Origin of the sequence: Nocardia sp. NPDC127526 (genome assembly GCF_042672265.1) — a bacterium.
Classification (GTDB): Bacteria; Actinomycetota; Actinomycetes; order Mycobacteriales; family Mycobacteriaceae; genus Nocardia.
The window spans coordinates 31,177-46,698 of record NZ_JBHXVO010000018.1 but is presented as its reverse complement, the minus strand read 5'-3'; the positions used below and the strand labels follow the sequence as shown (position 1 = coordinate 46,698).

The 15,522-nt window shown below is 65.8% G+C and carries 13 protein-coding genes; 6 read left to right on the top strand and 7 right to left on the bottom strand.

Translation table 11 applies throughout. From position 1 onward, the window contains the following. Positions 1-9 precede the first annotated feature (9 nt). Together ACFVIV_RS25500 and ACFVIV_RS25495 are read right to left on the bottom strand one after the other, a co-directional pair. Entirely contained in the window at positions 10-2,943 is a 2,934-nt protein-coding gene (locus ACFVIV_RS25500) for a Z1 domain-containing protein (RefSeq protein WP_379200405.1), read from the bottom strand. Next, complete coding sequence (locus tag ACFVIV_RS25495; protein ID WP_379200403.1) at positions 2,940-4,409, bottom strand: ATP-binding protein; 1,470 nt, start codon at positions 4,407-4,409, stop codon at positions 2,940-2,942. The genes ACFVIV_RS25500 and ACFVIV_RS25495 overlap by 4 nt, the downstream gene beginning before the upstream one ends. 386 nt (positions 4,410-4,795) lie before the next feature. Here ACFVIV_RS25495 and ACFVIV_RS25490 point away from each other — a divergent pair, with 386 nt between their 5' ends. Further along, complete coding sequence (locus tag ACFVIV_RS25490) at positions 4,796-5,083, top strand: hypothetical protein (RefSeq protein WP_379200401.1); 288 nt, start codon at positions 4,796-4,798, stop codon at positions 5,081-5,083. Here the strand turns inward: ACFVIV_RS25490 and ACFVIV_RS25485 are convergent. Next, entirely contained in the window at positions 5,080-5,835 is a 756-nt protein-coding gene (locus tag ACFVIV_RS25485) for a TetR/AcrR family transcriptional regulator (protein ID WP_379200399.1), read from the bottom strand. The genes ACFVIV_RS25490 and ACFVIV_RS25485 overlap by 4 nt on opposite strands. 95 nt (positions 5,836-5,930) lie before the next feature. Here ACFVIV_RS25485 and ACFVIV_RS25480 point away from each other — a divergent pair, with 95 nt between their 5' ends. Further along, positions 5,931-6,572, top strand: coding sequence for a hypothetical protein (locus tag ACFVIV_RS25480; protein WP_379200397.1), 642 nt, complete (start codon positions 5,931-5,933; stop codon positions 6,570-6,572). Positions 6,573-6,652: 80 nt separating this feature from the next. Here ACFVIV_RS25480 and ilvC read toward each other — a convergent pair whose 3' ends face one another. From ilvC to ACFVIV_RS25465, 3 genes are all read right to left on the bottom strand, one after another. After that, positions 6,653-7,654: a ketol-acid reductoisomerase gene (gene ilvC / locus ACFVIV_RS25475; protein WP_379200571.1), complete on the bottom strand. Its 1,002-nt coding sequence runs from the start codon at positions 7,652-7,654 to the stop codon at positions 6,653-6,655. Positions 7,655-7,758: 104 nt separating this feature from the next. Next, complete coding sequence (gene ilvN, locus ACFVIV_RS25470) at positions 7,759-8,262, bottom strand: acetolactate synthase small subunit (RefSeq protein WP_379200395.1); 504 nt, start codon at positions 8,260-8,262, stop codon at positions 7,759-7,761. Then, positions 8,259-10,214: an acetolactate synthase large subunit gene (locus ACFVIV_RS25465; RefSeq protein ID WP_379200393.1), complete on the bottom strand. Its 1,956-nt coding sequence runs from the start codon at positions 10,212-10,214 to the stop codon at positions 8,259-8,261. The genes ilvN and ACFVIV_RS25465 overlap by 4 nt, the downstream gene beginning before the upstream one ends. A gap of 373 nt (positions 10,215-10,587) precedes the next feature. Here ACFVIV_RS25465 and ACFVIV_RS25460 point away from each other — a divergent pair, with 373 nt between their 5' ends. Genes ACFVIV_RS25460 through ACFVIV_RS25450 form a run of 3 tightly spaced genes read left to right on the top strand, consistent with a single transcriptional unit; the run spans position 10,588 to position 13,230 of the window. Then, positions 10,588-11,016: a PH domain-containing protein gene (locus tag ACFVIV_RS25460; RefSeq protein ID WP_379200391.1), complete on the top strand. Its 429-nt coding sequence runs from the start codon at positions 10,588-10,590 to the stop codon at positions 11,014-11,016. A gap of 58 nt (positions 11,017-11,074) precedes the next feature. Beyond that, positions 11,075-12,916 carry a dihydroxy-acid dehydratase gene (gene ilvD, locus ACFVIV_RS25455; RefSeq protein WP_379200389.1) on the top strand — a complete coding sequence of 614 codons (1,842 nt, stop codon included), beginning with the start codon at positions 11,075-11,077 and terminating at the stop codon, positions 12,914-12,916. Between the two features lie 14 nt (positions 12,917-12,930). Further along, the gene (locus tag ACFVIV_RS25450; RefSeq protein ID WP_379200387.1) at positions 12,931-13,230 is read left to right on the top strand and encodes a hypothetical protein; all 300 of its coding nucleotides are present in this window, start codon (positions 12,931-12,933) and stop codon (positions 13,228-13,230) included. 110 nt (positions 13,231-13,340) lie between these two features. Here the strand turns inward: ACFVIV_RS25450 and ACFVIV_RS25445 are convergent, their stop codons facing one another. After that, positions 13,341-14,210: a DoxX family protein gene (locus tag ACFVIV_RS25445; protein ID WP_379200385.1), complete on the bottom strand. Its 870-nt coding sequence runs from the start codon at positions 14,208-14,210 to the stop codon at positions 13,341-13,343. A 147-nt stretch (positions 14,211-14,357) separates the two neighbouring features. On the opposite strand from ACFVIV_RS25445, the gene ACFVIV_RS25440 reads away from it, so the two are divergent. Beyond that, positions 14,358-15,518: a PQQ-dependent sugar dehydrogenase gene (locus tag ACFVIV_RS25440; RefSeq protein ID WP_379200383.1), complete on the top strand. Its 1,161-nt coding sequence runs from the start codon at positions 14,358-14,360 to the stop codon at positions 15,516-15,518. The last annotated feature ends 4 nt before the right edge of the window (positions 15,519-15,522 follow it).

The window sequence follows — 15,522 nt, the reverse complement described above, 5'->3', positions numbered from 1 at the left end:
CACCTCGAATCACTGTGCGCCATCGCTGGAATCGATGATGGCCACGTCCTTGGATGAGTCGATCGTAGTAAACCTGACGATCGAACTGCCGCCGTATTGCGCACCCTGGGGCGCGATGAAGCCGAATCCGAGTACGACGTGGCCCGAATCGATCGCGCCGTCCGCTGCCGCAGCCGCCCTGTGGTCCGGCTCGATCATCGGATAGAGCACGAGAACGCCACGGCGATCGCCGGATAGACGGTCGACAGTGGGGTCACCCGATTCACTCGGACCGCCGGCGATATGGTGCGCGATCACGCGGTGCTTCGGATCGCTGATACCACCGAACAGAGGTCCACGCCGACGCTCACGTTCGAACCACGAGTACTCCCGATCGGTGGAGCCGAATCGCGTCCGTTTGCCGGGAGTGTTGTGCTGTGGCGCCAATACCAACCAATCGTCGACTAGCCGTTTCGCGGTGATCTGCATCAGATAGGTCAAGTGTGGTTCGAACTGGGCGGGCGCACACCACTTCAGCGCCTCCAACACCTCCAGAATGTACGGCGCCTCGATCGCGCCCGCGAACGCCTCGAAGGACAGGCCCTTCGCCCGGTCGTAGATGAGATCCACTGTCTCGGGCAGAGATTCGAGGACTGGAGTCCACAGCTTCGAGTTGTGGCGCAAGTGGGGAACCGCGGTCGGGTACGCGGTAGGTTCCTCCCAGCGACCCGCTGACTGGATCTCGACAAGGCGGGCGTTGTACATCTTGTTCGGGTTGGTCGGCTTCAGCATCGGAAGGTGCTGGGAGACCAAGGGCGGCACTTGGGCCGGGGTTATCTGGGGGACGCCGTCGACCATCACCGCGTACTGCTCCAACTCGCGCCGAAAGCTTTCCTCGTCCATGCACACGGCTTCGAATGCCTTGTACAGATCGACCCCCTGCTTCCCGTGTTCCTCCTCTCGCCCGATATAGAGCCGGACCAGATCGCGGTAGCCCTTTCGGAAACCGAACCAGCGACCCATCTGCATCAGTGCCGAAGCGTTCGTGGAGCGGCGGCGGAAGTAGGTCACCGTCAGACCTTCAACGGTGAATCCTCGGGACAGCTTCTGGCCGCCGATGAGGATCTTCCAGATGGAGCGGCGATCGAAATCGGCGGTGCCGGTTTCGAGATCCTTGTCGCCGTTGACGACGATGATCGGTTGTTGATCACCGCCTATGTTCATCACCGCAGGGCCGATGAAGCGCTGGAGTTCCTCGAACGAGGCAGGCAGCGCATGGCCCTCGGAGCGGGCTGCGGACACCACGGCAAGGTCCGTGTCGAAGATCTCGCGCAGGCGCTCGACTCCTGCACCGCTGGAATACCCGGCCTGCCACCACAATTGGGTGACACGACCAAGCAGTTGGCGGTGGGATTCGACCCAGTTGGATTCGTGGATGAGCATGGTGTGGTGGCGATAGCGGTCGAGGCCTACGCCTTCCACATCCGCGCGATAAAGCTTCATGGCCCCTGCGAGGACGAACATATCCATTGCCCGGCGTAAGGGGCCGGTGTCGTCATCGTCGGTGACGATGACATCACGCACGTGTGCCAGTTCATTCGAATTGACGACGGTGCGGTCCACATCGGTGAAATCGACGTCGAGATCATGGAAGTCGGATGCGCCCATATAGCCGTTCGGGCGTTCCAGCGAAATGATGAAGTCTTTGGGGAAGATATCGGCGCTGTCGCTCGGGTCGATGAAGACGTTCGCGTAAGGAGTTGCCGTGTAGCCGACATACTGTGCCCGTGGGAGCATCGTCAGCAGTTGCGAGATCTTCTCGTTGATCGCGGTGCGGTCGGCATCAGCCTTGGGCTTGGAGGTGTTGACCGAGGCTTCATCAGATTCGTCATCGATGATCAACACGGGAATCTCGTGGAGCGGGGTGCGGATCTTGTTGAGGTCTTTGACGAGTTTGGTGAGGACGGCTTTGTTCTTCTTGACCACCATGAGCCGTGCCGCAGCGCGGTGCAGGTTCTTCGGGTCGAAGAGCGGGAGTGCAGGCTCCTGCTTCTCGAACTCCAACGCGACGATCCCTTGTAGAAGGCTCTGGTAGTCATCGTGACGGGTGGTCAGCCGATGGATGTCGAAGCCACCCAGAACCGAAGGCGCGGTACCGAATTCGATGAACTTGCGATGGATCCAATCAGGATCGTCGGCATAGTCGGATTCGAACTCTGTGGCGCCGCGCAGCACGTTCTCCCGGCCTACCAACTCCATGTCCAGGCGACGTTGGGTTTGGTCGCGCAAAAGGTTGAGGGTCCCGCCGAGGACGATGACGAGCCGGTATCCGGCATCGATGGCCCGGGCGATCACGCCGGTGAAGTTGGCGGTCTTGCCTGATTGGACATAGCCGACGACCAGGCCTTTCGATTGGTATGCCTCAGGTCGGGTGGGGTCCGAGAGGCGTTCCACAACGCTTTCGGTGGCCATGTCCAAGGCTGCTATCGCCTGGTCCGGCCAACCCTTCCGGCTCAATAGTTCGGTGTACCTGGGCCAATAGAAGGAGCGTCCCTGGTGTATGGCGTACCAGGGGACGAATTCCTTGGAGATCACCACGGGTCTGGGACCAGTGACCACCGCGATCGCCGCGTCGAGCACCTTCGCCGTTGTCGGTTCGACGGCAAGTTCCCGATAGATGTCGGCGCGGCGTTCCTCGGTACAGGGGTCCGCCGCAGACCACAACGGTCGATCGGCGAAGTCCCACGCCCGCAACTGCTTTCGCCACATGTCCACCACCTGATTTCCCGCGGGAGCGGCTTGGAGGTGTTGGCGGAAGTCCTCTTCGTCGGCGTAGGGCTCCGAGCCGGGCAGGTCCTCGGCTTGATAGCTCATCGCTCGCACCAGCCGTTTGGGCTTGCTGCCCGCCATATCGGCCAGCACAGCCGCGTGCAGCGCGATCCTGAGATCGATGTCCACTGTCATTCACCGTCCTGATCGTCCGGGCGACCTTGCTCGGCGCGCGCGGCGGCGACCAAGACCGATTGCCACAACGCGAGGTTGTCCTTCTCACGACTGCCTGCGCGCTCGCGCTGGAATACCTCGTGCAGCATCAGGTACAGCAGAGACTTGATGACAGGGACGTCATCGAGACCGCCGCGGCGGCCACCCAGGATGGCGGCACGGTAGCGATGGTTCAACAGGATTGCCCGGCCTTCGCGGTCGATATCGAAGAAGGCGTCGCCATCGAGGGGCTCCCACCGAATGGCGATGGGCTCCTCGCCGATCAAGTAGGGCAGTTCTTCTGAAATCGCTTCGCGCAGTGAGGGGTCGAAGCCGCCACCTGGTGGGATTACCGGTTTACGTTCTACGCCGGCGCGGCGGCGGGCGTCACGGTAGCGGCGGTCAGCGGCGGTCATGTACTCGGCGAACTTGGTGCCTGCGGCGTCTACCGCGTTGTCGAGGGTCGCGAGGAATTCCGGGGATATCTCGACGCCGTCCTTCTTGACCGTCAGCCGGAAGGTGTCACCGGTCTCGGACGGGAGTTCCACCGCGACGCGGGCGAGCACCAGATTCTGTTCGGGCTGGCGGAAGTTGTTCCAACCACCGGCCTGCACCAGGCGATCGTTGCGGTAGAGGTAAAAGCCCTGGGTGCGCTGCAAGGAACCGATGGCCCGAAACTCCGGCAGCGACGAGCGGGGCGGCCAGATGTGCGCCGTGAGCTGTACGGAACCGCCAGAGGGCAATTCGGCGGTGAAGACGCGGGGGTAGTCGGGGTCTCCTGTCACCGGGTAGGCGAACGGGTCCAGCGGCAGGACGCCAAAATCCATGACAACAGAACCGGTTGCGATGTCCTCGACGGCAATGGTGATGTTGAAATCACCGCGCGCAAGGTACCGGTGCAGTTGCAATCCGAGATGCATGCCCAGCGCGTTGATGGTGCGGGAGAGATAGCGTTCGGTTTGTTCCGGGCCGCCATTGTGGGGGAAATCCTTGACACCGTCCCAGCGGACTACGGTGCCTTGCCACATGATGGGGTTGCCGGCGTAGCGGTCGATCAGTTGTTGGGCATAGGCGGGATCGACTATGTCGCATTGGAAGCCGGTCTTGGCGCGTTCCATCACCCAGCGTCGGCCGGCTGGACGGCTGGTGCGCGTGCGGCTGGTTACGGTGACGGCGGCGGCGCTCGAGAGTGAGGCGGATTTCAGCCCGGTGCCGAACATGCCCAGGGCGTTGGCGGCGTAGTCGCGGCGGCCGCCTACCGTCATGGCGATGTCGAGTTCTTCCTCGGTCATACCGCGGCCGTCGTCGATGATGAGCAGGCTTACCAGGCGGTCGCCGTCACGGAGGAAGTGGATGACGACGTCCTTGGCGCCTGCGTCGATAGAATTGTCGACGAGATCGGCTATGGCAGCTTCGAATCCGTAACCCTGGCTGGTCAGGGCCTCCATGTAGCGAGGGTCCGGTGGAAGGGTCTTGGTCCCTGCGACGGGAACGTCGAACTTCCACTCTTCCGCCATGGCTACCCCTGCTCCCGACAACTGACCGGATGTGAACTCTAGCGAATGCTTCGAGGTTCAGAGGCCGGCGTTACGGGATCGCGGAGAATGACAGATTCAGTTACCGATACCCGAATCGAGGGCTCGCAGGCCGGTCACGGATGGGGTGGTCTTACCGCCGCCGGCGCCGATCGTTATCTCATCGATCGAACCGTGCCGCAGGCGAATACGTTCTGTCCTATGTAGCCATCATCCCTTAGGACTACGGAACCCTGAATATTCCCGAGATCGTGGCAGCACCATGGCGTTCGGGGTCGGGCAGGGAGGAGAGTCGGAGTATGCAGTCGACGAAAAGCAGTGGATCGCGGAGGCTGGCGCGCGTGGTTGTGGCCGGCGCGATCACCGTGGTGCCGTTGGCGGCGCTGGTGGCGCCTGCCGCGGCGGCGCCTTCGGCCTCGGTCGGGCAGGTGCGATATGACGCCGCCAAAACCGATAAGCCGAAGTGCAAGTGGGTGGCGGACCTGAGCTATGACCATTCCGATGGGAAGTGGGAGCACAAGTGGGTTTGGGTTTGCCCGGGTAAGCAGGACGATGACCGCGGGTACGAGAACAATCCCAATCGCTAGCGGCCGGGGCGGTTCTCGACAGCGGCTGTGACGCCGTCGAGTACCAGGTCCAGGCCGAAGGTGAAGTCCTCGTCCACTGGATCGGTGGACGAGGGCATGGCTTCGAAGATGCCGGAGGCGAAGAGGGCGGCGGCGTCGGGGAATTGGGACGGGTCGACCAGGGTTGCTACTTCGGCGGTGTAGTTGCGGAGGGCCTGGGTTTCGTTCAGGTTGGCGGCGCGGCGGCTTTCTTCCAGTTGCCTGCCGGTGACGAAGGCTTGGCGGACGTAGCCGCCTACTACGGTGATTACGCCGATTTTGGCGGGCCAGTCCAGCGGTGTGGGACGCAGGGCGCGGAGGCCCGCGTCCATCCAGGCGATGGCGTTCGGGCCGCGTGGGGGGCCGCTTATCGGGAGTTGGGCCAGCCAGGGGTGGCGGCGGTAGACGGCGCTTACTGCCAAGGCCCATTCACGTAGGGCGGGGCGCCATTCCGACTCTGCGGCGACGGGCTCGGGGGCTGGGCCGAAGGCGGCGTCGGCCATGAGGTCGACCAGTTCATCCTTGGAACCGATGTGCCGGTAGAGCGACATCGGGGTGACGCTCAGCGCTGCGGCGATCTTGGGGAGGGTTGCGCCGGCGGTGCCGTCGCGGTCGGCGAGGTCTACGGCGGTGCCGACGATGCGGTCCACGTCGAGTTCGGCGCGGCGGCCCAGTTTCGAACCGGTGGGCAGTCGCCAGAGGCGTGCCAGATCATCTGGAGCCTTGCGCTCCATGCTGCGTACCTCCTGGAAAAGCCCTGGTAATCGAGTCCGCTTCAGGTTAGCATATGCCTTATAGTATAAGAGATATACTTTTGAAAGGCGTTGTTATGGACACCTCAACCCTTCAGCGGGCGACTGGGCTCGCGGCCGTCATCGGGGCGGTTCTCACCCTTATCGAGTTGCCGCTGTACTTCGTCTATGGTGGTCCGCCGCCGGACTGGAATATCTTGACCCGCAGCCTGTTCGGTCTCCTGGGGCTGACGGCGCTGGTTGTGTTCATGACCGGATTCGGCACGCTGCTCAAACGCACGGATGCCCGCTTGGACTGGGTGGCCACACTGGCCATGGCGGCCGGATTGATGTGGGTGACAGTCGTTTTCGTGTCCATGAGCCTGGAAGTCGGCGCGGCGATTCAATCACCGGCCGACATCGACACGACAATCACCGAGTCCGGGACTTACATTCTCTACGGCACCGTCTCACGCCTGCTGGAGGCATTGTTCTTCTCCGCCTTCGGATTCGCGGTGCTGAAGACCCGCCTGCTTCCGGGATGGACCGGCAGATCGGCCCTCGTCCTGGCGGTGATCCACCTGCTGTTCGTCCCGTCCCTGTTCTTCGGGAACACCCCGGCCGACTTCTACGCCGCCAACGGCTGGGGCACCACCGCCACCATGGGCGGCCTCACCATGCTGTGGCTGCTCGCCATCGGCATCACCATGACCAGACGACCGACCCTCGTCAACGCGTAATCCCCTGCCCCGGAATACGAAACGGCCCGGCACCCCCGAAAAGTGCCGGGCCGTTCCTGCGCGTAATACGCGCGCGAGACTTACGCGGTCTCGGTGATCGGGCGATCCACCCAGCTCATCAGGCCGCGCAGCTTGGCGCCGGTGACCTCGATGGGGTGCTCGGCGTTGGCCTTGCGCAGGCCCTCGAGCTCCTTGTTGCCGCCCTCGACATTGGCGACCAGGCGCTTGACGAAGGTGCCGTCCTGGATGTCGGCCAGGATGGCCTTCATGCGCTCCTTGGTGCCGGCGTCGATGACGCGCGGGCCCGACAGGTAGCCACCGAACTCGGCGGTGTCGGAGACCGAGTAGTTCATGCGGGCGATGCCGCCCTCGTACATGAGGTCGACGATCAGCTTGAGCTCGTGCAGGACCTCGAAGTAGGCCATCTCGGGGGCGTAGCCGGCCTCGACCATGACCTCGAAACCGGTCTTGACCAGTTCCTCGGTGCCGCCGCAGAGCACGGCCTGCTCGCCGAAGAGGTCGGTCTCGGTCTCTTCCTTGAAGGTGGTCTTGATGACGCCGGCGCGGGTGCCGCCGATGCCCTTGGCGTAGGACAGCGCCAGGGCCTGGCCCTCACCCTTCGGGTCCTGGTCGATGGCGATCAGGGCGGGAACGCCCTTGCCGTCGACGAACTGGCGGCGGACCAGGTGGCCCGGGCCCTTCGGGGCGACCATGCCGATGGTGACGTTCGCCGGGGGCTTGATCAGGCCGAAGTGGATGTTGAGGCCGTGGCCGAAGAACAGCGCGTCGCCGTCCTTGAGGTTGGGCTCGATGTCATTGGTGAAGATGGACGCCTGCGCGGTGTCGGGCGCCAGCACCATGATCACGTCGGCCCAGGCGGAGACCTCGGCGGGGGTGCCGACGGTCAGGCCGGCCTCTTCGGCCTTCGGGCGGGACTTGGAGCCCTCGGCGAGGCCGACGCGGACGTCGACGCCGGAGTCGCGCAGGCTCAGCGAGTGGGCGTGGCCCTGGCTGCCGTAGCCGATGACCGCGACCTTGCGGCCCTGGATGATCGACAGGTCAGCGTCGTCGTCGTAGAACATCTCGACTGCCACTTTTTGGTTCCCTTCTGGATATCTGATGACGTTGTAGTCCCGGCTACAGCATGCCGGGTGTTCGGGCGGTGGGTCGCGGTGCGACCCGGTTACTAGCGAGTCGCGGTAATGGACTTCGGACCGCGGCCCACCGCGACCACGCCCGACTGGACGATCTCGCGGATGCCGTAGGGCTCGAGCATGCGCAGCAGCGCGTCGAGCTTGGAGCGGGTGCCGGTGGCCTCGACGGTCAGCGCGTCCGGCGAGACGTCGATCACCTTGGCGCGGAACAGGTTCACGGCCTCGATGACCTGGGTGCGCACGCTGGCGTCGGCGCGCACCTTCACCAGGATGAGTTCGCGGGCCACCGAGGAATCGGCGTCCTGCTCCACGATCTTGATGACGTTGACCAGCTTGTTGAGCTGCTTGGTGACCTGCTCGAGCGGCAGATCCTCCACGGTCACCACGATGGTCATGCGCGAGATGTCGGGAATCTCGGTGCCGCCGACGGCCAGCGACTCGATATTGAAGCCGCGGCGGGAGAACAGCGACGCCACGCGCGCCAGCACGCCCGGCTTGTCCTCCACCAGCACGGAGAGGGTGTGGGTGGTGCTCATTCCTCGGACCCCTTCTTGGCGGCACGCTCGTGGGCGGCCAGGGTGGCCTTCTCGTGGGACATGGCCTCGTGGATGACGGCCGGCTCGGACGCCGACTCGTCGTCGTCGAACAGCGGGCGGATGCCGCGGGCGGCCATGATCTCGTCATTGGAGGTGCCGGCGGCGACCATCGGCCACACCTGCGCGTCCTTGCCGACAATGAAGTCGATCACGACCGGCCGGTCGTTGATGGACTGCGCCTCGCGGATCGCGGCCTCCACATCCTCTTCCTTCTCCACCCGGATGCCGTGGCAGCCCAGGGCTTCCGCCAGCTTCACGAAGTCCGGGATGCGCAGGGTGTGGGTGCCCAGATCGGTATTGGAGTAGCGCTCCTCGTAGAAGAGGGTCTGCCACTGCCGCACCATGCCCAGGTTGCCGTTGTTGATGAGCGCGACCTTGATCGGCACGCCCTCGACGGCACAGGTGGCCAGTTCCTGATTGGTCATCTGGAAGCAGCCGTCACCGTCGACCGCCCAGACCTCCTTGTCCGGTGCGCCCATCTTGGCGCCCATGGCGGCCGGGACGGCGTAGCCCATGGTGCCCAGACCACCGGAATTCAGCCAGGTGCGCGGCTTCTCGTACTTGATGAACTGCGCGGCCCACATCTGGTGCTGGCCGACGCCGGCACAGTAGATGGCATCCGGACCGGCGAGCTGACCCAGCTTCTCGATGACGAATTCCGGCGAGAGCGAGCCGTCCTTGGGCGGGGTGTAGCCCAGCGGGTACGACTTGCGCACGCCGTCCAGGTACGTCCACCAGTCGGTCAGATCCAGCAGCGGCGCCTCGCCCGCGGCCGGGTCGGCCTTGAGCGTGTCGATGAGCTCGGAGATGACCTCGCGGCAGTCGCCCACGATCGGCACGTCCGCGTGCCGGTTCTTGCCGATCTCGGCCGGGTCGATATCGGCGTGGATGACCTTGGCGCCGGGCGCGAAGGAGTCCAGCTGGCCGGTGACGCGGTCGTCGAACCGCGCGCCCAGGGTGATCAGCAGATCCGAACGCTGCAGCGCCGCAACCGCGCCCACGGTGCCGTGCATGCCGGGCATGCCCATGTTGAGGGTGTGCGAGTCCGGGAACGCGCCGCGCGCCATCAGGGTGGTGACCACCGGGATGCCGGTCAGCTCGGCCAGTTCGAGGAGCTCCTTGGAGGCGTCGGCCTTGATCACGCCGCCGCCCACATAGAGCACCGGCGACTTGGCTTCCATGATCATCCGCGCGGCCTCGCGCACCTGCTTGCCGTGCGGCTTGGTGACCGGACGGTAGCCGGGCAGCCGCATCTCCGGCGGCCAGCTGAAGGTGGTCTGCGCCTGCAGCACATCCTTCGGGATGTCGACGAGCACCGCGCCCGGACGGCCGGTGGCCGCCAGGTGGAAGGCCTCGGCGATCATCCGCGGGATGTCCAGCGGGTCGGTGACCAGGAAGTTGTGCTTGGTGATCGGCATGGTGATGCCAGAGATGTCGGCTTCCTGGAAGGCGTCGGTGCCGATCAGGCTGCGCCCGACCTGGCCGGTGATGGCCACCATCGGCACCGAGTCCATCTGGGCGTCCGCGATCGGGGTGACCAGGTTGGTCGCGCCGGGACCGGAGGTCGCCATGCAGACGCCGACCTTGCCGGTTGCCTGGGCGTAGCCGGTGGCCGCGTGACCCGCGCCCTGCTCGTGCCGGACCAGCACGTGGCGGACCTTGGTCGAGTCGAACAGCGGATCGTAGACGGGAAGGATCGCGCCGCCCGGAATACCGAATACCGTGTCCACCTCGAGCTCTTCGAGGGTGCGGACGACCGATTGCGCGCCGGTGACCCGCTCGGGCGGGACCTGGCGACGATTCGGAGTGCTGGCCGGGGCCGCGCTCGGCTGGGCAGCCGAGGGCGCGGGCCTGCGGGCCGAGGGCCCGGGTCGGGCGGTAGGTGCGCTCACCGTCTCGTTCCTTACTGCTTGTCGTTCGAGTCCATGGGACTTGCCTGAACACAAAAAAGCCCTCGACAGCCGGGGCTGTTCGAGGGTGGCGCGTCGCAGTTGCGAGCTGACGTAAAAGACCTGAAAGTCGTCGGCTCAGCGCTGGACGCGCCGGCCGATTACGAGCAACTCGATTCGATTCACGCGGATGACGGTAAGCGTGCGCGAGTCGATGAGTCAAACATCTGACCATGTGTGTCCCATTATGTGAGACAGAGCGGTTGTTCGGGTTCGTTCAACAGAATGCGAGGATGGGGGTGTGTCATCACCGCATCAGTCCGTGCCACCGGCTCGATCGTCCCACACGCCCGACTCTGGATCGGACACGGGTCGCGTGATCCGCCTCCCCAGACTCGCCCACCTCGGGGTCTTCCTGCTGCTGTTCTCGGTGGCTTTCCCCTTCTTCGGGGCGCCCAAGGTGCTCTGGGTGCTCTTCGCCATTCCGATCGCGCTGGCCGTCTGGGTCGAACGCGTCCGGACCAAGGTCTCCGACTCCGGCATCGATGTGCGCTCCATGTTCGGATCGCGACATATCGACTGGGCCGAGATCAAGGGTCTGCGCATCCCCAAGCGGGGCTGGCTGCGCCTGCATCTGGCCGACGAGTCGGATGTGACATTGCCCGCGGTGGGCTATGACCGCCTCCGCGATCTGGTCGCAGCAAGCAATGGGCGAATTCCGGATCCGTTCATCGAACCCGAGGACGCCGACACCGAGGACGACGCCGAGAAATCGGAACAGGAGCCCGGGAGTACCGTGGAATAGCTGCCGGATCACTTCCGGTGCAGTCGCTACCAGCCCCCGCGACGAAATTCGAGGACCAATGCCACCGCTTCGCTCACGCACCACCACCATCGGCCGCAATGCCGCCGGCGCCCGCGCGCTCTGGCGCGCCACCGGTATGACCGACTCCGACTTCGGGAAGCCGATCGTCGCCATCGCGAACTCCTATACCCAGTTCGTGCCCGGCCACGTGCACCTGAAGAACGTCGGCGAGATCGTGGCCGATGCGGTACGGGCGGCCGGCGGCGTCCCGCGCGAGTTCCACACCATCGCGGTGGACGACGGCATTGCCATGGGTCACGGCGGCATGCTGTACTCGCTGCCCTCGCGCGAGATCATCGCCGACTCGGTGGAGTACATGGCCAATGCCCACACCGCCGATGCGCTGGTGTGTATCTCCAACTGCGACAAGATCACTCCCGGCATGCTGAACGCCGCCATGCGGCTGAACATCCCGGCCGTATTCGTCTCCGGCGGCCCCATGGAGGCCGGTAAGGCCGTCGTCGTGGGCGGCGTCGCCCAGGCGCCCACCGATCTCATCACCGCCATCGCGGCCAGCGCCTCCAGCGCGGTCTCCGAGGAGGGCCTCGGCGAGGTCGAGCGCAGCGCCTGCCCGACCTGCGGTTCCTGCTCCGGCATGTTCACCGCCAACTCCATGAACTGCCTCACCGAGGCGCTGGGCCTGGCGCTGCCGGGCAATGGCTCCACCCTCGCCACGCACGCGGCCCGCCGCGCGCTGTTCGAGAAGGCCGGCACCGTCATCGTGGATATCGCCACCCGCTGGTACCGCGACGACGACGCCTCGGTGCTGCCGCGAAACGTGGCCAACGAGAAGGCTTTCCGCAATGCCATGGCCCTCGATGTGGCCATGGGCGGCTCCACCAACACGGTGCTGCACACCCTGGCCGCCGCGCAGGAGGGTGAGATCGACTTCGATCTGGGCACCATCGACGAGATCTCGCGTCGGGTGCCGTGTCTGTCGAAGGTCTCCCCCAACTCCGACTACCACATGGAGGACGTGCACCGCGCCGGCGGCATTCCCGCCATCCTCGGCGAGCTGCGCCGCGGCGGGCTGCTGGAGACCGACGTGACCACCGTGCACACGGCGTCCTTCGACGAGTGGCTCGACACCTGGGATATCCGCTCCGGCAAGGCTTCTCAGGAGGCCGTCGAGCTGTTCCACGCCGCGCCCGGCGGCGTGCGCACCACCGAGCCGTTCTCCACCGACAACCGCTGGTCCTCCCTGGACACCGATGCCGAGAAGGGCTGCATCCGCTCGGTCGAGCACGCCTACACCGTCGAGGGCGGCCTGTGCGTGCTGCGCGGCAATATCGCCCCGGACGGCGCCATCCTCAAGACCGCCGGCATCGACGAGGACCTGTTCACCTTCGAGGGCCCGGCCGTGGTGGTCGAATCCCAGGAAGAAGCCGTCTCGGTCATTCTCAACAAGCAGATCCAGCCCGGCGATGTGGTCGTGGTCCGCTACGAGGGACCCGCGGGCGGGCCGGGCATGCAGGAGATGCTGCACCCCACCTCCTTCCTCAAGGGCGTCGGCCTGGGCAAGGTGTGCGCGCTCATTACCGACGGCCGCTTCTCCGGCGGCACGTCCGGCCTGTCCATCGGCCATATTTCGCCCGAGGCGGCCAGCGGCGGCACCATCGGCCTGATCGAGAACGGCGACCGCATTCGCATCGATGTGCACACGCGTGCTCTCGAATTGCTGGTCCCCGATTCGGTTCTCGCCGAGCGGCGCGCCAAAATGGATGCGTCGGAACGGCCTTGGCAGCCCGCGCATCGCGATCGCCCGGTCACCACCGCGCTGCGTGCCTACGCCGCGCTGGCGACCTCGGCGGATAAGGGTGCTGTGCGGCGGGTGCCGTAAGAAGAGAGCAGGGAATGACAATCGAATACATCGGCAAGGCCGACACGATGCTGGCCGAGTACACGGCGATGCTGGAGCGTAGCGACGCCCGCAACAAGCAGGCGAAGACCCTGCTCGCCGAAGCCGAGGAACTCGCCGCCGAGTCGCGGGAGCTGGAATCGCGGGAATTCATGGCCTCCGCACCGGAACTCGCGCAGATGAACGCGCATCGTGCGGCCTTGCAGGAACAGATCGACGCGAAGTCCTCCCAGGTGATGCGCCTGCACCAGGAGACCTACGACGAGTGGGAGCGATTCACCAACACGCAGTGGTGAATTCCCGCGTCGACTGATCCGGTGTGACACGACGAGCGGCCCGGGTGATCTTCGGATCACCCGGGCCGCTTCGTGTTCCGTGCCGTCTAGAGCTTCGTGTTTCGCGCCGTCTAGAAGGGGCCGATCCCGACCAGCGGGTTGCCGCCGTGCAGGACGACGTAGGTCGCGACGGCCGCGGCGATGGCGGCCACCATGGCGGCGCAGGAACCGATGAAAGGCCGTGCCGCCCAGCCGCGATTGCGGTCGAAGGACAACCGGCCCGGCCCGGTCAGGATGAGCGCCGCGGTAATGCCGACCAGAATGGAGTCGATCTCCACGCCCGTCTCGGTCGCCGCGTTGTACTGGAAGCCGGGCACCATGCCCTGCTTCCACATCCAGGCGTCGAGAATGACGGCCAGCAGCGCGCCCGCCGCCAGCGGCGTGGCCAGGCCCAGCACCACCAGGATGCCGCCGCCCAGCTCGCCCACGATGAGGAGGCTGGCGGCGACACTGGGCTGATCCCAGCCGCCGTTCTCCATCATGTTCTTGGTGCCCTCCAGCCCCGGGCCGTGGAACCAGCCGGTCAGCTTCTGCAGGCCGTGATAGATGAAGGTGCCGCCGATGACCAAGCGCAGCAACAGCAATCCCAGATCCAGGGTGCCGCGCCGGTCGTCGCGGCGGAACGGCCGCGTGCTGGTTTCGCCCGGCGGCGCGGGGGCCGGCGGGATGGAGGCGAAGCCGTAGGTGGGTGCGGTGTCGGCGGGTGACGACGCGCCGGGAATCGAATTCTTCAATTCGGAGTACAGCGGCACGTCGGGTTCCAGCCCCAGATCCTCGTCGGTACGGGGCAGATCCTTGGTGAGCTTCTCGGTCTTGGCACCGGCCGGAGCGGCGAACTGCTCGGTAGGCGAATCGAAGGGGCTGCGCACCGGTGCACCCCCCGACCGGGGCTGGGCGCTGCCCGGAGCGCCGGCGGGCGGTTCATTCGGCTTTTCGGTCACGCGGGCAACACTATGCGCCCGAAGCGTCCGACACACGGTGATAGGTGGGCGTGTCCACTGTCCAGTTCGCGCCGATAGGGCAGAACGGGCCGTCGTTCCGCGACCCCGTCCGCGCACGCGCGCCGGGTTTTCCGTAACGTCTGAGCCATGAGTTTGGTTGCCGCGAGCCGTATCGGGAGGGGCGCACGCAAGGTCGTGCTGGGCGTGACGCTCGGCGCCGTGCTGCTGTCCGGCTGCGCCCGGTTCGACGACAGCGCGTCGAGCCCGTTCACCACCGAGCCCTCCTGGCAGGACGCCGAACCGGAAACCAAGGATCCGCAGTCGCCGTCCACCTCGCCGCAGCGGCCGGAGGGGCCGTGCATCGATCCGGATCCGAATGTGGTGATCTCCTGCCTGGGCAGGACCGGCGGCATTGTCGCGCTCGGCAGCGGCGGAGCGATCGTGCTGGACCGCGACAGCCTGAAGGTGCTGACGCTGGCGCCGCCGGTGGGGCCCACCGAGGCGCCGCTGCCGCCGGAGAAGGAGCAGGAGATCGATCAGCCGATCGATGTCGGCACCGTGGACGGCGGGCTCATGGATATCGCGCTGTCGCCGTCGTTCTACGAGGACGGGCTGTACTACCTGTATGTCACCAGCCCCAGCGACAACCGGGTGATCCGGGTGTCGGAGGACGGGTCGGTGAAGCCGGTGCTCACCGGAATCCCCAAGGGGCAGACCGGGAATCGGGGGGCGATCGATTTCGCGGGCCAGGACCTGCTGGTGCTCACCGGTGATGCCGGCAATCCGGCGGCCTCCGGTGATCCGGGCTCGCTCGCGGGCAAGCTGCTGCGCGTGAAGGATCCGGTTCCGGGGCAACCGCCCAATCCGGAGGTGCTGATCTCGGGTATCGGTGTGGCCGGGGATGTGTGCGTGGGTCCCGAGGACATCTGGGTCACCGACCGCACCGCCGTGGAGGACCGGCTGCAGCGCGTCACCAAGGACGGCGCGGTGAGCACGGCCTGGTCGTGGACGGATCATCCCGGCGTGGCCGGGTGCGCGGCCGCCTCCGATGCCGTCGCCGTCTCCATGAGCACATCCAATGCGCTGGCCTTCGCGAAGATCGATCCGGCCACCAAATCGATCACCGAGGCGCCGACGCTGACCGTGCAGAACAAGTACGGCCGCCTCAATGGCGCCACCATCGGCGCGGACGGCACCGTGTGGGTGGGCACGATCAACAAGGAGGCGCCGGGTGCGCCCGGGCCGTTCGACGATCGGGTCGTGCGCATTCCGCCGCCCTCGTCGGGCAACGGCAGCGGACCGGACTAGGCCC